The organism is Cryobacterium sp. N21 (genome assembly GCF_002929575.1).
GTDB lineage: Bacteria > Actinomycetota > Actinomycetes > Actinomycetales > Microbacteriaceae > Cryobacterium > Cryobacterium flavum.
The window spans coordinates 13,995-33,698 of record NZ_PJJQ01000021.1 but is presented as its reverse complement, the minus strand read 5'-3'; the positions used below and the strand labels follow the sequence as shown (position 1 = coordinate 33,698).

Below are 19,704 nucleotides of genomic sequence, written 5' to 3'. Positions count from 1 at the left end.
TCGACGTGAAAGGGGGAGTATTACGAGCGAGCAAACGCGGCGTTCGAGAAAGCAGCAAGATGGGACACGGGTGACGGGAGCCTCGTTACTTGGATCGCCTTCCTCCGCTACACCGTTCGTCTCCTCGGACAATTGACGAAGGGGTCTGCCATAACGCCGGAGACCAACACACTTGAGCTTCAAGAACGCATTCGAGACGACTGGATTCGCGTCTACACACAATTAGCGGTCATGCGTGATTCCAGCGATCGCGTCCACCGCGATCTTTACAGCCTCCGGCACGACTACGACGCGTTGACGAGTTGACACCCAATGATCATGAGACGCGTCCTCGTCCGTAGCGATACTCTCATCTGAACCGTCCCACAACTCAGATCAGTGAATTCACAATGACCACCCTCACCGCGCCATGAGAGACCGGTGTAGCCGTTGGATTCGACAAATCGATCGCTTACCCTCTTTGCGACGTCGAAGGCCTTAATGGAACAGATGTCCATATTGAGACCATCGCTAGACATTCTCCTTTCCGCATGTCCCTGTCGTGCACATGAAGCGACTGAGGGAGTCACGAATGAGCGACCTCAACACGACGGGCGCCGGGTTTATCGGCCCCGAGAAACGGCGCATTATCGTCGGCACGCTGATGACCATCGGTCTCGACCATCGCTAGCGCTGGTCGTACGTGAATTCGCCGTTCATCATCGTTGCCGCGACCCCGATCTGGGCAAGGGACTCAACCGGCGTAGTCAACGGGTTGCGATCGAGCAAAACAAAGTCAGCGAGCTTTCCGGGGGCGATGCTCCCTACGATGTTTTCAGCGCCCGTTGTTTGCGCCGAGCCCAGCGTGTATGCCCTCAGCGCCTCGGCCACGCTGATGCGCTCGTCCGGCCCATAAACCTCACCGTCAGCGTCGAGCCGTTCAACAAAAGCCTGAACATTGCGCAGCACGTTGCCCGACGTCACCGGACGATCCGAACTTCCAGGTAGGGGAATACCTGCCGAGAGCAGTGATGCCGCGCGGTAGGACAGCGGCACCCGGTCAGCTCCGAGGGCGCGGGCCATCTCCACACCAAAGGCTGGGATGAAGCCTGGCTGCGGCACCACGATCGCACCCACGGTTTTGATTCGGGCGAGTTGGGCATCCGTTATTACACCACCATGCTCGATACGATTCGGCACAGGGCGGTCACCGTAGAGTGACCGCGCTTGATCGAATATCTCGATCGCGAGGTCTATGGCTGAATCTCCAATGGCGTGCGCTGCGATGGACCAGCCCGACCGGTAGGCAGCGAGGATGCGCTCCGTGAGTTGCCCGACATCGCCCTGAAAGTAGCCGTGGTTGTGCGCCGCACCCACGCAATACGGATCATTCATTGCGGCAGTCAGACCCAGCAACGAGCCGTCGAGAAATACCTTCGTCGGCCCGACTCGCAGGCGATCATCTCCGAATCCGGTTCGTACGCCGAGGTCGAGCCCCAGCTTGATCCGGTCGTCTGCGTGCCCGACCACCGGGTGGAGAGCATCGAGTGCAACCATGAGCTGCGCCCGCGCAGAGAGCACGCCACTGTCGAGTGCCGTCTGATATGCCGCCAGTTCGAGCGGGCTGTGACCAATCCAGCCGCCGCCGATTCCGGCCTCGGTAAAGCTCGTGATTCCTTCGGCAGCGTAGACCGACGTAGCTAGGTCTATCGCCGCAGTGATGGTTCGTTGGGAGTGCGGCAGGAAGAGATCTTGGACCTGCTGTTGGGCACGCTCTTCGAGCAATCCGGTGAATTGTCCCCCGGCGTCACGCACGGCTAGGGCACCGTCTTCCTCGACCCAATCCGAGGCAAGAAACCCGGCCAGTTCGAGTGCCGCCGTGTTGACGATGCCGGCATGACCGGAATTGTGTCGAATAAACAGTGGATGCTTCGGTGCGAGCCGATCCAAAATGGCGATATCGGGGTACTGTCCGCCAAACGACTGGTGGTTGAACCCGGACGCCAAAACCCAGTTTCCCTCCGCCGTCTCAGCGATCTTCGCGGAAAGGGCCGCGTAGACGTCGTCCAGTCGACGGAGCGGAGCGCAATCGATTTCAGTGAGAGACAAGCCAAACCACGTGGTGTGGCAGTGCACGTCGTTGAATCCGGGCAAAACGGTCAACCCCGCGCCGTCGATGTGCCGCGTTGCCGCATTCCCATCGAGGTCGGCCCCGACCGCGACGACTCGGCCATTGAGAACTCCAATCGCCCCGGCCTCCGGCCGGCGGTCGTCCATGGTGAGCACAGTGGCATTTCGAATGATGAGGTCGAGCGGTGGCATGGCCATAACGTCTATCTGCTTTCTGAAGCGCCGACGGGTACGAGACCTACGAGTGTTTCTGCCACGAGGCACAATTTCGCGGCTCCCTCAACTTCGATGCTGTACGTGACACCGACAACTCCTAGTTCCCCCTTCATGGCGAGCGATCCGACAACTGCGCGGGCACGAATGCGCGAGCCGACCGGAACGGGCGCAGGAAAGCGCAGCTTGTCGATGCCGTAGTTGAGCACGTGAGCGACGCCCTCGACACGGTACAGCTGACCGGCAAAGAAGCTGAGGAGCGACATCGTCAGGTACCCGTGAACGATGGTCGTGCCCCACGGCAATAGCGCCGCCACCGCAGGGTCGCAGTGCAGCGGCTGCCAATCTTGTGTGACGCGGGCGAAGGTATCCACATCGTCCTGGCTGATCAGCAGCCAAGGGGTGGGACCGAGTTCCTCGCCGCACGCAGCCGTGACGGCGTCAACCCCGGAGAACACCCGTGGCAGGGCCGATTCAGCCATGCGGGCCGCCGGCCACATACAGAATCTGACCGGACACGAAGCCAGCATCGACTCCGACAAAGAAGGCCACGGCCTCTGCGACGTCGTCGGGGTCGCCAACCCGACGCACAGCAATCGTGGCCGCAGCGCTTGCCTGGAAGTCTTCAAAAGTGACGCCGAGCCGCTCGGCCGTAGCGCGAGTCATATCGGTCGCGATGAATCCTGGCGCGACCGCGTTCACGGTCACCCCGTACGGGCCGAGTTCCCATGCCAACGTCTTGGTGAATCCCTGAACTCCCGCTTTAGCCGCCGCATAGTTGGCCTGACCGCGGTTGCCGAGCGCCGAAGTGCTTGACAAGTTGACGATGCGGCCCCACTTCGCCGCAACCATGTGGCTTTGCACGGCGCGGGACATGAGAAACGCGCCGCGCAGATGCACACCCAGCACGAGATCCCAGTCGACAGTCGTCATCTTGAACAGCATATTGTCGCGCAGAACTCCCGCGTTATTCACGAGGACCTGGGGGGCTCCAAGCTGCTCTGCAACGAGTGCCACAGCGCTTGCCACAGAGACCTCATCGGCTACATCGACCTGCACGGCGATCGCTGTGGCTCCCCCCGCAACGAGGTCTCGCACGCAGTCCTCGGCAGCGACGAGGTTGAGGTCGAGAACGGCGACCGCCATTCCGTCTGCGGCCAGCCGTCGCGCGATCGCCGCACCGATGCCTTGTGCGCCACCCGTCACAATCGCGACCGGTCTCGTTGTTGTTGTCATTGGATTCCCCACCCGTTAGTTGTTGCGATTGGTTGCGCTGATCAGCTCATGCGTTCAAGTGCCAGGGCCATGCCCTGCCCGCCGGCAACGCACATTGCTTCCATTCCGAATTGCTTGTCGTGAACCCGTAAGGAGTGCACGAGGGTTGTCGCAATCCGGGCGCCTGTCATGCCGTAGGGGTGGCCAACAGCGAGGCTTCCGCCGTTCACATTTACGCGCGCCGGATCAATTCCCAGGGCTCGAATGTTCGACAGCACTTGCACGGCAAAAGCCTCGTTGATCTCGAATTCATCGATTTGGCTCAAATTCATTCCCAGCCGATCGAGAAGCCGAGAAATTGCACCGACCGGCCCGGTGCCCATGATCTCCGGTGACACTGCGGACACTCCGGTCCCGAGAATGCGTGCCAACGGCACGATACCCAGCTCCCGTGCCCGGTCATCCGACATGATCACCACGGCTGCAGCGCCGTCGTTGAGCGGACAGCTGTTGCCGGCCGTCACCGATCCGCCAGCCCGAAATGCCGGTTGCAGCCCGGCAAGCGCTTCGAGCGTGGTCTGCGGACGTGGGCTGTCGTCTGCCCGCACGAACGACCCGTCTGCGCGGCGATACGGACTGATTTCCTCAGCCCAGAAACCGCTGGCGGCGGAAGCGGCCGTGAGCGTCTGACTGCGCAGGGAAAAAACGTCCTGATCGAGACGAGTGATCCCCGTCAGCGAGGCGACGTTTTCGGCAGTCTGACCCATCTGAATATAGACGTCCGGCAGAGCTCCGTCTTCGCGCGGGTCACGCCACGGCGCGGCTGATTGAGCGTTCAAAGCGGCCCTAAGCCCGCTTCGCTCGGCCGCAGCCGCAAAATTGGGGCTGTGCGCCTGGGGTGAGCCGTCAACATCCGTTTGAGCGAAGCTCGAGATGGATTCGACGCCTGCAGCGATAAAGACGTCGCCCTCGCCGGCGCGAATCGCATGGGCCGCCGAGCGGATGCTTTGGAGGGACGATGCGCAGAACCTGGACACGATTACACCCGGCACGCTATCCCAACCCAGCTGAACGGCGATGACCCGGGCGAGGTTACTGCCTTGAATTCCACCGGGCACACCGCAGCCCACGATGAGGTCGTCGATCTCGCACGGGTCAAGCTGTGGAATCTGGCTTAGTGCGGCGGTAATCGCTGCGGCAGCAAGATCTTCGGGACGTTCGGCGGCCAGACTTCCCTTGAACGCACGTCCGATCGGGGTGCGCGCGGTGGCAACGATGACCGGCTCAGACATGAGTGGCCTCCCGCCGGGCCAGTTCAGCGCGGGACGCGCTTAGTCTTTGCTGCTTTTGTGCCCGGGGAACTCGCCCGCTCGGGCAATCGAATGGCCCAGATGCTCTCCACCAGCTCGTGGATGTCCAGGTGCGGTTCCGTTTGTGGGCGGTCGAAGCGGGTGCCGCCACCGTGCAAGAGACTCGCGGCGAGGTCGACGTGGATGTCGGCAATCTCATCGACGGAGTACCTGCCTCCAGCTGAGTACCAGCGAGCAACGCCGGAAGACATTTCGAGGATTGCCATGCGCGCCGAGCTCTGGTCGGGTACGTGGAAATATCCGGCATCGACGCCGTCGCGGATCGCGTGCGCCCAGAAACGCTCGTAGGCGTCTCGTTGTTCCACGATGACCAAGCGGTCGACCGGATCAAGGGCTCCGACTTGGTTGTCGACAACATTGGAGGCATCGCGGCTGAGGGCGTGAGTGACGACGTGCATGCGCACGAGACGGTCAAGACGAACCCGCACGTCGTCAGATTGCGCTTCGATGATCGACGCCGCCAGGACGAGGCGCTGGAGTGCGTCATGCATGATTTGAAAGAGCAGTCGTTCTTTGGTGCCCATGTAGTGATAGAGGCTAGCCGTGGACAGTCCTGCGCTCGCGGCAAGCTCACGAATACCTGTGCCGTAGAACCCACGGTCTGCGAACAGTCGCACGGCGGATTCGAGGATGCGCTGGTGCGTCTCATTGATGGCCGGTGACGGCACGCCGGGTTTAGACAAAACAACTCCTTCAGACACGAACTCGGAGTCCGAACGTTCGATCGATTGTATTCGGTGAAACACGGGGATTCAGTCATTCCATCGGCCTTCCGTTGCATCCCAGGTACCCGACAGGCTGCCGGATTGGGCCAACTCGTGCTTGGCGACCCGTTCCGAGACGGTGCGGGGCAGGTCATCCAGGAGCTTCCAATATCGGGGCACTTTGAAGTAGGCCAGCTCGGCAGCGCAGTGCGCCTGCACGCTCTTGAAGAGCTCACGCGCCGCATCAGACTGAGGCAGAATGCTGCCGACCGTTTCCGCACTGACGATATACGCGAGCACCTCCTCGCCCCGAAGCTCGTCGGCGATCGGCACGACGGCTACGAGATCGACCGACACATGCAGGCCGAGCACTTCTTCAACCTCGATCGCGGAGATATTCTCGCCGCTTCGCCGAATCATGTCCTTGGTGCGCCCGCGATAGTAGAGGCGCCCCGCCGAATCGACACTGGCAAGGTCACCGGTGTGGAACCATCCCCCCGCAAAGGCCGTTTCGGTGGCTGCGGGGTCGTCGTAGTAGGCGTGCATCAAGCCCGCACCGCGCAGGAGCAGCGCGCCGACCTCCCCCGGAGCGCACGCTTGGTCGGAACTATTCACGACGAGTGCTTCGCGGTGGCTGCGCGGTCGGCCCAGGCATCCGCTACCTACGAGTTCGTCGTGTTCGAGTTCATCGACGTACAGGTCGGCGCCAGTCTCGGTCATGCCATAAGCCTCGTACCACGGCACGCCCCATCGTTCCTCGAGCGTGCGATGTAGCCCGGCCGGAATGGCTGAGGCCTGGATCGCCCGAACGCGGTTGTTCCGGTCGTCAGGCGAAACGGGCATTTTCAGCAACAGCGTGGGCATCAGGCCGAGGCAGTAGAAGTAGGTGACATCATAGGCGCGTACCTGCTGCCAGAACGTGCTCGGGTGGAATCGGTCGAGCACCACGAGTTCGGCCCCCGTGAGAAGAGCGCTGACGACATTCCACTGGGGGTCGATGTAGTGAAACGGCTGAACGGTGAGCATCACATCGGTGGGAGCGAGGAACGGAAAGTCGTTCTGCATGGTCGTCGCGATCGACAGCCAATAGTCGTGGCCGAGCACGCATCCCTTCGGCTTGCCCGTCGTACCCGAGGTGTATTGAATGTTCGCGGCGTGGTCGCGCGTCGACTGATCCAGAGTCGGGACGATGTTGGCCGGGCCACCCGCGCTCCACTTGGTCAGCATCTCGTCGAGCGATAGCACTGTGCGCACGTTGGGGCAGCGCTCGCCTACCGCGGTGGCCAGGAGGCGAAACTCGTCAACGGCGAGAATGAAGCTTGCCCGTGCGTGGGCCACGACGTGGCTGGCGTCGGTGAGTCGGTAGTTCACATTGAGCGGCACGATGACCGCACCCAGCCGGGCCAGGGCAAGCCAGGCCGCCGGAAAATCCAGGGTGTTACGCGCGAGCACGGCGACATGATCTCCCGAGCGGATGCCGGCAGCGGCCAGTTCACCGGCCAAGTGGCGGGTGACCTGCTCCACTTGGCTGAATGTGAGGGTGTCGGAGGTCTCATCGAAACGCCATGCGGTTTGCTGGGGCCACCGCGCTGCGGCCCGCAGGATGAGCTGCCCGAGGTTATCGATCCCGGCGCCCGGCGTGGTCAATGGAGCATCGGTCGGGGTGGCGCTGGAGCTGCTTTCGGTTTGCCCGCGGTTCATCTAGACGTCCTTCATGTGTTGTCCAATTGCAATCTATCGATCGATCGGTAACCCCTCCATGCTACGGTGCAATTGAACTCCCACCAAGCACCCCCGGCCAAAAGAGGAAAAATGTCTGTTCGACTCGCCACCCCCGCTGATCTCGACACCATCCGATCGATGCTGCGCACTCATGCCAAGACGGAGAGTGGCGTGGGCGCCGTAGCCAGTGCAGACGATGGACTCGAGCAGGCCCTGATCGGGGCTACGCCGACTGTATTCGTGACCGTCGTGTCACTGCCAAATGCACCCGAAACCATCGCGGGTTTGGCAATGTGGTATCCGACTTTCTCGTCATGGTCCTTGGCCGGCGGCATCTGGCTCGAGGACCTCTTTGTGGACGACAGCTATCGAAATGCTGGCCTCGGTCTGGAATTGATGAACGATCTGCGCACCCGCACCGCTGGACGGATCGAGTGGGACGTCTCAGCAGGCAACGAGGGCGCCGAGCGCTTCTACCGCAAGTTGGGGGCCGTCGCGCAATCCGGGTGGACCGCCTACCGGTGGCTGCCCGCAAGCTGACACCAGAGCCGGGCGACTACGCTCGCCCGGCTCCAACCCCGGACTACTGGCCCTTGGCGGCGAATTCTGCCTTTGCCACGTCGGCGTCCGCCGAGTCTCCGGTGAGTAGTGCGTTAGAAATCTCCACGGCCATGGCCGACTCGACCTGGCTGCGCACGGCAACTTCGAATGACTCCTTAGCGAGCGCCAGCGCGTGATGCGGCTGGCTCAGTATCTTGCCGGCCAGTTCACGTGCCACGACGAGTCGCTCCCCCGCTGCCGTCACGCGGTTCACGAGACCGAGTTCAAATGCTTTCTCCGCTCCGAAATTCTCGCCGAGAAGAATCAGCTCCTTGGCCCGCGGCAGTCCGATCGCCTGCGGAAGGAGATAGGAGATGCCACCGGTTACCGACAATCCCACGGACACTTCGGGGAACCCGAACGTAGTGCCCTCCTCGGCAACGACCAGGTCGCAGCTCAAGGCGAACTCGATGCCAGCTCCGAGAGCGTACCCGTGGACGGCGGCAATCGAGATTATCGAGGCGCTGCGAAGAAGCCGGGTGATGTCCTGAACGTTGTGCAGATGTTTGAGAGCCTCAGGGGATTCCGGTTGCAACGTGCTCGACTTTAGATCGTGACCGGCGCAGAAGGCTCGGCCTTCTCCGGTGACGATCACGACGACAGCCTTGTCGGAAACGGCACGGTCGAGCGCAGCCTTGAAGTCTGCCACGAGCTCGGGCGATGCCGCGTTCAAACGATCGGGGCGGTTGAGCTGGAGGACGGCTACGCCGTTCTCCAGGGTCAGGGTGACGAACTCGGGTTGAGAGGTCGTGCCGGTCACTGGTTGTTCTCCTTGTCGGTCGTGCGGGTATGGGCGAAAGTGCGGGGGCGCCGCCGTTTAGTCATCGGCTCGAATTTGGCTCAGGAAGCTCCGTGCACGCTCGGATTCGGGAGCGTCGAGCACTTTCTCGGGGGGTCCCTCTTCGACGATGCCTCCGTCGGCGAGGAGCACCACGTGATCGGCCACCTGACGGGCAAAGCGCATCTCGTGAGTGACGACGACCATAGTCATTCCCTCATCGGCGAGCTCCCGCATAACCTGGAGTACTTCACCAACCAGCTCAGGGTCGAGCGCAGACGTGGGCTCGTCGAACAGCATCAGCTTGGGTGTCATGGCCAGCGCTCGAGCGATGGCCACGCGCTGCTGCTGACCACCCGAAAGCGCGCTCGGATAGCTGTCGGCTTTTTCGGCCAGCCCCACTCGCGCGAGCAAAGCCATTCCGCGATCGCGGGCATCCGCTTTGGAGCGCTTGGAGACTCGAGTTTGGGCCATCGTGATGTTTTCGAGGGCTGTCAGGTGAGGGAAGAGATTGAAGGACTGAAACACCATGCCGACGTGTTCGCGCATGTGGTTCAGGGCGCTTTCTCGATACTCAAGGCGCACACCGTCAATGTCAACGGTCCCGGCAGTGAGGCGCTCGAGCCCGTTTATGCATCGCAGCAGCGTGCTCTTGCCAGCCCCGGAAGGGCCGATCAGTACAGCGACTTCGCCGGAGCGAACCTGCAGATCGATGCCGTTGAGCACAACGGTGTCTCCGAATTTCTTCACCGCCCCGGTGATGGTGACGCGCGGTGTGGTCGTGAGGGATGCGGTATTGATCATGGTTTAGCCTCGCTTTTCGAAGTAGCGCTCGACGCGACCGGAGAAATAGGTCATCGCCCCGACAATTGCCAGGTAATACAGGCTGACGATTGCGTAATAGGTGAGGGGCTGGAAGGTTGCCGCGGAAAGCCGTTGAGCGCTCATGAAGAGTTCATCGACAGTGATGAAGGACGCTACCGCGCTGTCTTTCAGAGAAATGATGGCTTGGTTGACGAGCGCTGGCACGACAACTCGCAGGGCCTGGGGTGCCACGACTTTACTCATCGTGGCTACGCGACTCATACCGAGAGATCGCGATGCTTCAATCTGGCCGTTGTGAACCGAGTTGATTCCCGATCGAAAGATCTCGGCGACATAGGCAGAACTGTGCACGCTCAAACCAATGGCGGCCGCAGCAAAGGCGTCGACCTTGACGATCGATACGATGCCGAAATAGATGACAAACAACAGTGCAATGAGCGGCACGCCACGCACAATGGCGAGGTAAGCCGTGGCGAACGCAGACAGGGCGCGTATTTTGCTCATTTTGAGGGTGACGATGATCGCGCCCAGGATGACCGAGAACACGAGCGTGAGTGCTGTGAGGCTGAGCGTGACCGTTAATCCTTTAATCAAGGTGGGCCAGCTAGTTATTAGGGCATTCAGAAATTCCATGTAATACTCCCGGTGGTTGAGCGACGATTCAGGTGGGCGGCCGGCAGCGAACCAGGCCGCCCACCCAGTGACTAGCTGATGTCTTCGCCGAACCAATCAATACTGATGGCGGCATAGGTACCGTCTTCGTGCATCGTGGCGAGTGCTTCGTTGATCGCAGCCAACAGCTCCGGGGTGTCCTTATTCACGGGAATGGCTGCGATATCGGGGTACAGAACGTCACCTACGGCAACAACTTCGAGGTCCGCGTTCTTTGCCAAGTAACGGCCCATAAATCCCTGTGTGATCACCGCATCAACGCGACCTGCCGCGAGATCGCGAAGAGCATCGATGTCGGCCTGATAGGTCGTAACGTCGCTCACCCCTTCAAGGGTGTGAGCGTATTCCTCAAACGTGGTCCCCAGAGCAACGCCCACAGTCGCGCTCTGCAGGTCGGTCACGTCCTGAATAGACGAGTCTTTGCCGACGAAAAGTTCAGCACCCGTTGAATAGTAAGAATCGCTGAAGTCCACCTGAGTCTTGCGCTCATCCGTGACAGCCATAGATCCGATAATCGCGTCGTATCGGCTGCTGGTGAGACCTGCAATCAATGTGTTGAACGCACCAGTTGTCGGGGCCGCCTCGAGTCCCAACTCCTCAGCGACGGCAGAACAAATGTCAACGTCGAAGCCAACGAGTGTGTTCGTCTCATCATAGAAATTGAAGGGCCGGTATTCACCGCTCATTGCACAGGTCAGTTTGCCCGACTCTACTGTCGTCACGGTTGATGCCGACGCGGACGGGTCTGTTTCAACTTCAGCTGAGCATGCGGTGATACCGAGTAACGACACAGCAATGAGCGCTGCTGCCGCAATGCGACCGGGCATTGCGCGTGGGGTGCGGATGTGATTCATCGAATATCCTTCTTTCCTCTGGTGCGATTCTGTTGGGCGTTGGAGTTTGCGGGTTAGTGAGTTAGCGGACGCCTATCCGGCTAGAAAGCGCGCCGGGTTGTCAGTGGCTATCCGGTTGAAGAGTCCTTCGTCCAGACCCGAGCTAAGAGCCGTACTTTTGAAAAGGCCGTGAACGAGCCCGAATCCAGGACCCCCGCTCGCTTGAAGCTGAGACGGTACACACACGTCTTGGGAGAGGAGAATCTGGTCGGCGAAACCTGCGTCCACTAGCCGAAGGACAAGCTCCACACGGTGCCGAACAGCATGTTCGGTCGACTCGAACATCGTGTCGACCCCGACGAATACGCCACGTTTCGCAACTGCGATCGCGTAGTCAGGGTCCGGCACCGTATCCACGTGACCAACGGCAACCCGGTCGGGCTGCATGGATTCTTCGGCGAGCAGATCCAGTTGTGCAAGACCGACCGGCCAGCGCGCGGCATGGGTGTAGAGCCCCGCGTTAGTGAGGCGCGAGGCGCGCGCAGCGGCCCGAAAGGAACGTTCTTCGCGCGCCGAAATGAACCATTTATCTGAGCCGATCTCGCCGATCACACCCGCACGGGCATCCGTCCCGGGAAAACCCTCAGTAAGGTCGCCAACCATTCCTTCAGCAATTTCGTCCACGGAATGAATGTCGAAAAATTCATGGTTCAGGAATGGATCCCGATAGTGCCCCGTGCTGAGCACGATGTTCAATCCGGTGGCCTTTGAGAGTCGAGCGATGGCCTCGACATTCTCTCTCGGACGCGTCGACCGCCTTATGTCTCTTGTCGCCGCCACGGATGCGCCCACAGTGAGGTCATGAGAGGACAGTTCTACAACCGTGGCGCCGCCCTGCGCGCGGAAAACCGCCAACTCGTCGCGTAGGAGGTTCTCATCGTGGGTCAGGCCGTCTCCGCGACGCTCCCGAAGGAGATTGATGAAAAGGTGCTCGTGCGGCAGCGTAATACCAAGATCGGACGCGGCGACCGGACCAAGGACAGTCTGTATTGCCATGTTCTTTCCCGCCCCTTGAGATTGCCAGCGAGCTGAGCTTCCCTGACGAATTGATCGATCGATCGATCGATCATGTGTTTTACAATATAGGCGGCACCTGCTGCGAAGCAAGCTTCCGGTGCAAACGAAACAGGAACGTCACATAGAAGATCTCAGAGAACGGAATCGGCCATGCCAACGGAACAGAACATCGAAGTCGCACTGAGGTGGGCGGACATGGACGCCAACAGGCACTTGAACAACGTCGAATTCTTTCGACTCCTCGAAGAAGCGCGGGCGCGCTGGTTTCCGACCACGGGCGATGGCGCGTCCCTGCTCACCAGTGGAATTGTTGTCGCGGGCCAAGGCCTCGACTACTCCATGCCGTTGACTTATAGACACGAACCGGTGCTGGTTGGCCTCAGCGTCTCGCGAGTCGGAACCTCCTCATTCACTCTGAGATGTCGCATCTACGACGCACCAGCGGATTCGGTCGCTCGCGTTTACGCCGCTGGAAACGTGGTTATGGTCGCCATCAACGAGGGATCTGGGCGGTCGCGCCCGTTCACTGTTCCGGAGCGTCGTTGGCTGGAATCCCTAAAGGGATAGCGCGATCATCAATTTGCCACACTAGACATTTGTCCAGGCAGCGCCGTCGCGAACCTGCCGTTCGGAAGGTGACAAGACTATGTGCCCGCTGGTGGGATGGCTTTCAGCGGCCAACGCCGCGGAATTCCAGCCCGAGCAAAGGATTCAATTGTGACTTTCAGAGTGGGCATCGACACGGGCGGCACACACACCGACCTCGTGCTGCTCGACGAGGAAACCGGTGCCGTCTGGGTGGACAAAGTGTCTTCGACGCCGAGCGACCCCGTTATCGGCGTCCTTAATGGCATCGAGCGCGTTCTTGCAACGGCCGGAGTCAGCCCGGCCCAGGTGTCGACAGTGGTGTACGGCACCACGGTGATGGTCAATCGCATTATTCAGGGTGATGGAACAGTCAGTGGACTGATCACCACGGCTGGCTTCACCGACGTGCTCGAACTCGCTCGGTCACACCGGGCCGGAAGCATCTACAACATTCAGTGGGAACAGCCCATTTCGCTCATTCCCCGCGAGCTGCGGCTCGGCGTGCGCGAGCGTATTGACTTTCGCGGACAAATCGTCGAGCCGTTGAATGAAGCGGATGTGCGCCAAGCGATTACTGCGTTCGCGAACAGTGGCGTCGAATCAGTTGCCATCTGCCTCTTGCACTCGTATAAAAACGATCAGCATGAGCAACGAATCGCCGCCCTGGTCCGCGAGCACCTGCCGGCGGCCTACATCTCAGTGTCGTCAGACCTAAGCCCCACCATCGGCGAATATGAGCGAGCCAGCACCGCCGCCGTCGATGCATTCGTCAAACCCCGCCTCACTGAGCATTTCGCACATCTGGAGGAGCGGTTGCGGAATATGGGCATTGATGCCGTCCTACTCACCATGCAGGGCAACGGCGGCACGATGTCCTTCGACGCCGCACGGCGCCAACCGATCCGAGTGACGAATTCCGGTCCAGTCGCCGGCGTCATCGCAGGCGCCGCGATCGCGCGCAACCTAGACCTGCCCGCGGTGATAACGCTCGACATGGGCGGAACCAGCACGGACGTAGCCCTCGTATTGGACGGTGCGCCCATCGAGGTGCCCAGCGATGCCATGCAGGGTCATCCAGTACAGCAACCCGCCATTGAAGTCGACCCGATCGGCGCTGGCGGCGGCTCGATCGCCTGGGTCGATGATGGCGGCGCCTTGCGGGTAGGCCCGGAAAGCGCTGGCGCGCATCCCGGCCCCGCTGCCTATAGTGAGGGCGGCGTTCGTCCCACAGTCACTGACGCCGCGCTCGCGCTTGGCTATCTGGGCAGCAACGCGTTCCTTGGCGGCCGTCGCACCCTTGATCGCGATGCCGCAGTGCGCGCCATAGAAACCGTCGCCGAGCCGCTGGGTATGTCGATGCCTGCCGTTGCAAGCGGAATCATGGCCCTCGCGGCTGCCGCATCACTGCGAGCCATCCGCAGACTCACCATCGCGCGCGGCCACGATCCCCGCGACATGGCACTCATCGCTTTCGGCGGCGCTGGCGGACTCATCGCCGCCGCGCTGGCTCACGAATTGGGCACCCCCCGGCTCGTGATTCCTCAAAATCCCGGCAACAGTTCCGCCCTTGGACTCCTGCTCACGGAGCAGCGCCACGACGTTCTTGCCTCATTCCTCTCCCTCTTGGCTGGAAGCGACGTAGAGGCACTGAACACCGCATTCGGAAAGCTCGAATCGGACTGCGCGCTCCAGCTGGAAGAGGACAATGTCCAGGAGGATTCCCGCGAAATCCGTCGATTCGTCGAACTGCGCTACCTCGGCCAAACTTTCGAACTGATTGTGCCGTGCCCACCCGGACCAATCACAACCACCACTCTCGACGGCCTGGAGCGCGAATTCCATCGCCAACATGAAGGCCGATATGGACACGCGTCCCAATCCGATCCGATCGAGCTCGTGAACCTCCGCGTCACCGGAATCGGAAAGACCTACAGCCCCCGTCCTATTGCGCTCGCCCGTGCAGAGGACGGCGTCGCGCCGATGCCCACCACGACTCGTCGCGCTTTCTTCAGCACTTGGCTTGACGTACCCGTCTTCGCTCGCGCCGCCATCCGGCAGGGCGATTCAATCACGGGTCCGGCGATCATCGAAGAGTCCGGAAGCACCATTGTCGTGCCGCCCGGCCACCTTCTGGAGCCCGCCGACGACGGCAGTCTCGTGATCTACGATCTCGCACCGGCCCTCGCCTCGTCTACTTCCTCAAGGAGTGTCTGACCCATGCCCACATCTCTCGTTCCGACGAGCACACTTGACGTCATCACGGTTGAGGTCATCCGTAGTGCTTTGGAATCTCTCGCCGAACAGATGACCGACACGATGGAGCGCACCAGCTACTCGCTACTTCTCAAGGAAGGTAAGGACTGCTCCTCGTCCATCTTCGACGTCTCAGGCCGGCTCGTTGCTGAAGGCGCGAACATCCCCGTTCATCTCAACGCTCTTGGCCCGTGCCTGCGAGCAATGCTCCAGGAGCACATCCCGGCGAGCGACATGAAGCCTGGCGACATCATCCTGACCAACGACCCCTACGTCGGCGGCAGCGTCGGAGCGCACCACACCTCGGACTTCATCGTTTACCACCCGATATTCCTCGGCGACCGCTTGATCGGATTCTCGACGATTTTCGCCCACCTGGCTGGTTCCGGCGGAAACGATCCTGAAGGCTGGCACACGACCATCTTCGAGGAGGGCCTCCGCATTCCGCCGATCAAACTCTTCAATGAAGGCGTTCTGGATGAACAGCTCTTCAAAATGATTCTGGCCAACACGAATTCTCCGTATGAACAGCGTGGGGACATCCTCGGGCAGGTGGCAGGGGCGAAGGTCGGCTCGAACGGCTTTCTCGCCCTGGTTGAGAAGTACGGTCTCTCCGCGATCGATGAAGCCATCGACAGTCAGATCGACTACGCAGAGCGACGCACCCGCAGTTATATCTCCCAAATCGCCGACGGACGATATTCTGCCGAGACGACCCTGCTCGAAGACGGGAGCATGTGCGGCCCGGTCAAGCTTGCGCTGACGGTGATCGTCGACGACGACGAGATCACCTTTGACTTCACCGGCACCGATCCATCCGTTGCCGGACCGATCAATTGCCCCATGTCGGCAACGATATCGGCCAGCCTCTTCGGGTTGTTGTCGCTCCTCCCCACCGACATTCCCAAGAACGAAGGCTCGTCAAACCCCGTCCACATCGTCGCACCAGAGGGCACACTGGTGAATCCGCGGTTCCCAGCCGCTGTGTACCAGCGTATGGCCGTGACACACCAGATCGTGGACCTCGTCTTCGAAGCGCTCGCGCCAGCTGTCCCGACCGCCGTTGTGGCCAACTCGTGCGGAATGGTCTACTGCGTTGCGTCGGCCATCAATCGCGACAGCCATCCCGATGGAGGCGACGTTTCCGGGCGCCGAGGCTGGGGCAACGGTGCCGGACCGAGCGTCGGCGGGCTTGGCGCTCGCGCCACCAAAGACGGCCTGACCGGAATGCCCGGCTGGATAACCAACGTCGCGAGCACATCGATTGAAAGTTCGGAGGTCGAGGGCCCCGTCCGCTACCTGCGCAAAGAACTGCGCCCCGGCTCCGCAGGCCCGGGCAAGTATCGCGGTGGTCTGGGCGTGATTCTATCTTGGCGAGCCCTCGGAAACGAGGTGAAGTTCTCGCACACGTCTCAGCGCTCGGTTATCCCACCCCACGGGTTATTCGGTGGGGGCAGCGGCGGGGTGAGCCGCTGGATTATCAACGAAGGCACGCCTGCGGCACATATTCTGGCCAATCAAGCTGGACCAACCCTCGACCTTGAATTCGGCGACACCGTCACGTTCTACGCCCCTGGCGGCGGCGGATACGGCGACCCTTTGGAGCGCGATTCCGCTCGGGTCGCGCGCGATTGCCAGCTCGGCTATATCGACGCCGCGCAGGCCGAAGCCGACTACGGCGTCGTCCTGACCCTTGATGGTCTGGTCGATATCCCGAAAACCGCGGCGCTGCGTTCCAGCCGCGCCGTCGCATCCGCTCCCCCCATATTTCCCTCATCAATCGCAGCAGCCAACAATGAAAGAAGGACAATCCTATGAAGACTCAACACTCGCTCACCGCACTACGCCGCATTGCGGCGACCACGCTCGCGGCAGGATTGCTCCTAGGCGCCACCGCCTGTTCTGCCGCTGTTGACAAGGCCGAACCGACCGACACGGCGGCCGCAACTGCTGTCACCACCGTGGAGAAGGGCAAGTTCATCTGCGCCATGAGCGGCGAGTACCGGCCGTTCAACTTCTATGACGACACCAATACCCTTGTTGGTTTTGACGTCGACATCTGTAATGCGATCGCCGACAAGCTGGATCTGGAAGCGGCACCCGTCACCGGCGCTTTCACGACGTTGATCGCGGGTTTGAAGAGCAATCGTTTTGACGCCATCGTAGGATCCATGGCGAGCACCGAAGAACGTCTTAAAGAGGTTGACTTCACCGATCCCTACTACTCGACCGGTGCCAGCCTGTTCGTGCACGAAGACTCACCGATCGCGGATGTCACCGACCTCGCCGATTCCAACCTTGGAGTAGCGCTCGGCACCACCTTTGAAACTTACGCGCGAACGTTGACCGGTGTCGGCGAGATCACGACCTATCAGGCAACCGTCGACGCACTCCGCGACCTGGATGCTGGTCGCGTGGATGCCGTCATCGCCCAGGGCTTCATCGGGAAATTCCTCGCCAATAGCGCCGATCTGAAGGTTGAATCAGTCGGCGACGTTCTGCTGCCTGACATCGCCGCTATCCCTGTCAACAAGGAGAACCCGGAGCTGCTGGCCGCCATCAACACTGCGCTGACGGCCATCCATGACGATGGCACGTACACAAAGATCAGCATGGAATGGTTCGGCGAAGACATCAGCTAGTTGCATTCATCGGTGGGCCGCGCGCTGCACGGCCCACCCCGCAGCTTCTCGAGCACGACAGAAAAGGAAAAACATCATGAGCGCGGATAACCGGCCGGGCACCCTGCCCACGCAGCGCCCCGGAATCAGTGAGATCACCGTTGTCGGAGGCGGGCTCATCGGCCTGTTCACGGCACTGTACGGTCAGCGCGCCGGGTACAAGGTTCGGGTGATCGAACGCAGCGCGGTCGGAAGCGGCGCGTCACAGGGGAACGCTGGCGAGATTTGCCCGTCAATGGCTAATCCGATGCCTGCCCCAGGCATGGTCAAGAACGGACTTGCGAACTCGCTGGCTCCCGATGCGGCTCTTCGCATTCACCTACCCCCAAGCGTGAACCTCAGCCGCTGGCTGCTGGGATTCGCCCGCAACTGCCGACCAGCCGCGTACGAGCACGGGTTTGAAGCCCTGTCATCGCTGTCAAAGCGCAGCTTCGAACTGTTCGAGCAGCTCCCCGATCTGGGAGTCGCGACCACACTGGATAAATCGGGGAATCTGCGCTGCTTCGCCGATAACGCGCGGGCGCACCGCGAGTTTGCGGTCTCACAGAACGTGCGCCGGTTCGGTCTCGCCGCGCCGACCGAGTTGATCTCTGGCGACGAGATTCGCGAACTAGCTCCGGTGGTATCGAATAAAGTTGTCGCCGGCTACCACTGGCCCGACCAATGGTTCGTTGACCCGTCGGTCCTCGTGCGCGATTTGCACGCCGCTCTGCTTGCGGTCGGCGTCGAATTCATCGAGCATACGGAAGTCACCGGTGTCACTCCGTACCGCGACTCGGTCGTTGTGCACACGGATAAGGGCGATCACCATGCTGATGCCGTCGTCATCGCGTCAGGCGCCTGGACCCCGGAGGTGCTCAAATCTGTGGGTGTGCGTGCACCCATTCAGTCCGGCAAGGGCTACAGCTTTAGCGTCTCTCCCGAGACGATGCCCAAGCACGTGATTAACATGCCCGAATCAAACGCTGTCGCCACGCCTATGGGCAACCGACTGCGCATCGGCGGCACAGTCGAGTTCGACGGCACTATGGACAAGTTCAACCCGAGTCGCATCGAACGCATCATTCGCGCGGCCAGCCCCTACCTGACGGGAATTGATTGGGACGCCCGTTTCGACGAGTGGGTCGGTCCCCGGCCGATGACGCCCGACGGACTCCCCCTCATCGGCGCTGCTCGATCCAGCGACCGTGTGGTGGTGGCTGCGGGACACAACATGATTGGCCTGACTCTCGGCCCGGCATCCGCTGAACTAGCCATAAGTGCCATAGGCGGGCACAAGCTACCCGGTTGGAGTGCCCCCTTCGACGCGAACCGCTTCGGCAGCCGCGGGCCGGCCCCAACGTCCCGGCGGAGTCGGGTTGCCGTCTCCGCATAGAGTTGCAACAGCAAACCTGCGGAGGGCGAAATGCGGATTGGCCGAACCCGGCTCGATGAGAGCGAGGCGTGGCTGCTGCTGCACGTTTATCGGCAGGATGCGGTTATCTACTTCGATTTCGCCGGCATTCTGCCTGCGCTGGATCCGCAGCCGAATGACGTACTAACACTCGCCGATTTTGGTCGAATCCTTGCCCTTGGCGTCGAGCTCGACGGTGATCGGGTTTCACGAGCGCTCATTGCGGCGGTAAGCGCGAATTGGGGCGGCGTGCCGCAGCATGTACGGTTGCGGGACGCCGACCCCTCGGTTGATCCAGGACTTCTCGATCAGATAACCGAGCTGTACACGCACTTTCGGTATCGGTACGGGTTGGGCGCGCCGCTGGCCTTGGCGATTCTGCATCTCCGTCGCCCGCACCTTGTCCCCTTGTTCACCGACGCTTTGTTCGTCTTCTACACGCCCCTGGCGAGCGAGATCGCCCGCGAGTTTAACAGTTCAACACCGATGTTCTGGGAATCCATCCGTCGAGACCTCGTTTTCAACCGTGACGAGCTCACTCGCCTCCGAGTGCGACTGCGAGCGGATCCCGACGAATACAGTCGTGCGTTGTCAAGACTCAGTGACGTTCGCCTGCACTGCATCATTGCCCAACAAATGGTCGATTCCTCGAGCGTTTGACCGACAGGCGC

Annotated in this window: 18 protein-coding genes; 7 read left to right on the top strand and 11 right to left on the bottom strand. The window is 61.1% G+C overall.

The genetic code is table 11. From position 1 onward, the window contains the following. Positions 1 to 666: 666 nt before the first annotated feature. The 6 genes from CXY77_RS01420 to CXY77_RS01395 form a co-directional block, all read right to left on the bottom strand. Entirely contained in the window at positions 667 to 2,307 is a 1,641-nt protein-coding gene (locus CXY77_RS01420) for an amidohydrolase (protein WP_233197161.1), read from the bottom strand. Positions 2,308 to 2,312: 5 nt separating this feature from the next. Beyond that, positions 2,313 to 2,804: a MaoC family dehydratase gene (locus tag CXY77_RS01415; protein ID WP_104129500.1), complete on the bottom strand. Its 492-nt coding sequence runs from the start codon at positions 2,802 to 2,804 to the stop codon at positions 2,313 to 2,315. Further along, the gene (locus CXY77_RS01410; protein ID WP_104129489.1) at positions 2,797 to 3,558 is read right to left on the bottom strand and encodes an SDR family oxidoreductase; all 762 of its coding nucleotides are present in this window, start codon (positions 3,556 to 3,558) and stop codon (positions 2,797 to 2,799) included. Before CXY77_RS01410 ends, CXY77_RS01415 begins: the two co-directional genes overlap by 8 nt. A gap of 41 nt (positions 3,559 to 3,599) precedes the next feature. Beyond that, positions 3,600 to 4,829 carry an acetyl-CoA C-acetyltransferase gene (locus CXY77_RS01405; RefSeq protein WP_104129488.1) on the bottom strand — a complete coding sequence of 410 codons (1,230 nt, stop codon included), beginning with the start codon at positions 4,827 to 4,829 and terminating at the stop codon, positions 3,600 to 3,602. Between the two features lie 23 nt (positions 4,830 to 4,852). After that, positions 4,853 to 5,590, bottom strand: a complete 738-nt coding sequence (locus tag CXY77_RS01400) for a TetR/AcrR family transcriptional regulator (RefSeq protein ID WP_158252734.1) — start codon at positions 5,588 to 5,590, stop codon at positions 4,853 to 4,855. A 69-nt stretch (positions 5,591 to 5,659) separates the two neighbouring features. Further along, positions 5,660 to 7,312: an AMP-binding protein gene (locus CXY77_RS01395; protein WP_104129486.1), complete on the bottom strand. Its 1,653-nt coding sequence runs from the start codon at positions 7,310 to 7,312 to the stop codon at positions 5,660 to 5,662. A 111-nt stretch (positions 7,313 to 7,423) separates the two neighbouring features. Here CXY77_RS01395 and CXY77_RS01390 point away from each other — a divergent pair, with 111 nt between their 5' ends. Continuing rightward, on the top strand, positions 7,424 to 7,873 hold the full coding sequence (locus tag CXY77_RS01390; protein WP_104129485.1) for a GNAT family N-acetyltransferase: 450 nt from the start codon (positions 7,424 to 7,426) through the stop codon (positions 7,871 to 7,873). A gap of 43 nt (positions 7,874 to 7,916) precedes the next feature. On the opposite strand, the gene CXY77_RS01385 is transcribed toward CXY77_RS01390, so the two are convergent. The 5 genes from CXY77_RS01385 to CXY77_RS01365 all read right to left on the bottom strand — a co-directional run bounded on the left by CXY77_RS01385 (position 7,917) and on the right by CXY77_RS01365 (position 12,097). Next, entirely contained in the window at positions 7,917 to 8,693 is a 777-nt protein-coding gene (locus tag CXY77_RS01385) for an enoyl-CoA hydratase/isomerase family protein (RefSeq protein WP_104129484.1), read from the bottom strand. A gap of 57 nt (positions 8,694 to 8,750) precedes the next feature. After that, positions 8,751 to 9,515: an amino acid ABC transporter ATP-binding protein gene (locus CXY77_RS01380; protein ID WP_104129483.1), complete on the bottom strand. Its 765-nt coding sequence runs from the start codon at positions 9,513 to 9,515 to the stop codon at positions 8,751 to 8,753. Positions 9,516 to 9,518: 3 nt separating this feature from the next. Continuing rightward, positions 9,519 to 10,169 (bottom strand): amino acid ABC transporter permease, encoded by a 651-nt coding sequence (locus tag CXY77_RS01375; protein WP_104129482.1) that lies wholly within the window; start codon positions 10,167 to 10,169, stop codon positions 9,519 to 9,521. A 71-nt stretch (positions 10,170 to 10,240) separates the two neighbouring features. Then, positions 10,241 to 11,062 carry a transporter substrate-binding domain-containing protein gene (locus CXY77_RS01370; RefSeq protein ID WP_104129481.1) on the bottom strand — a complete coding sequence of 274 codons (822 nt, stop codon included), beginning with the start codon at positions 11,060 to 11,062 and terminating at the stop codon, positions 10,241 to 10,243. A 72-nt stretch (positions 11,063 to 11,134) separates the two neighbouring features. Beyond that, entirely contained in the window at positions 11,135 to 12,097 is a 963-nt protein-coding gene (locus CXY77_RS01365) for a phosphotriesterase (RefSeq protein ID WP_104129480.1), read from the bottom strand. A 171-nt stretch (positions 12,098 to 12,268) separates the two neighbouring features. Here CXY77_RS01365 and CXY77_RS01360 point away from each other — a divergent pair, with 171 nt between their 5' ends. The 6 genes from CXY77_RS01360 (at position 12,269) to CXY77_RS01335 (ending at position 19,693) form a co-directional block, all read left to right on the top strand. Beyond that, complete coding sequence (locus CXY77_RS01360; RefSeq protein WP_104129479.1) at positions 12,269 to 12,685, top strand: thioesterase family protein; 417 nt, start codon at positions 12,269 to 12,271, stop codon at positions 12,683 to 12,685. A 150-nt stretch (positions 12,686 to 12,835) separates the two neighbouring features. Further along, entirely contained in the window at positions 12,836 to 14,920 is a 2,085-nt protein-coding gene (locus CXY77_RS01355; protein WP_158252733.1) for a hydantoinase/oxoprolinase family protein, read from the top strand. A gap of 3 nt (positions 14,921 to 14,923) precedes the next feature. Next, complete coding sequence (locus CXY77_RS01350) at positions 14,924 to 16,777, top strand: hydantoinase B/oxoprolinase family protein (protein ID WP_104129477.1); 1,854 nt, start codon at positions 14,924 to 14,926, stop codon at positions 16,775 to 16,777. Then, a complete protein-coding gene (locus CXY77_RS01345; protein ID WP_199181833.1) occupies positions 16,774 to 17,601 on the top strand; it encodes a transporter substrate-binding domain-containing protein in 828 nt (275 codons plus the stop codon). The genes CXY77_RS01350 and CXY77_RS01345 overlap by 4 nt, the downstream gene beginning before the upstream one ends. Positions 17,602 to 17,677: 76 nt before the next feature. Continuing rightward, positions 17,678 to 19,015 carry an FAD-binding oxidoreductase gene (locus CXY77_RS01340; RefSeq protein WP_158252732.1) on the top strand — a complete coding sequence of 446 codons (1,338 nt, stop codon included), beginning with the start codon at positions 17,678 to 17,680 and terminating at the stop codon, positions 19,013 to 19,015. 30 nt (positions 19,016 to 19,045) lie between these two features. Next, on the top strand, positions 19,046 to 19,693 hold the full coding sequence (locus CXY77_RS01335; protein ID WP_104129475.1) for a DUF6308 family protein: 648 nt from the start codon (positions 19,046 to 19,048) through the stop codon (positions 19,691 to 19,693). The last annotated feature ends 11 nt before the right edge of the window (positions 19,694 to 19,704 follow it).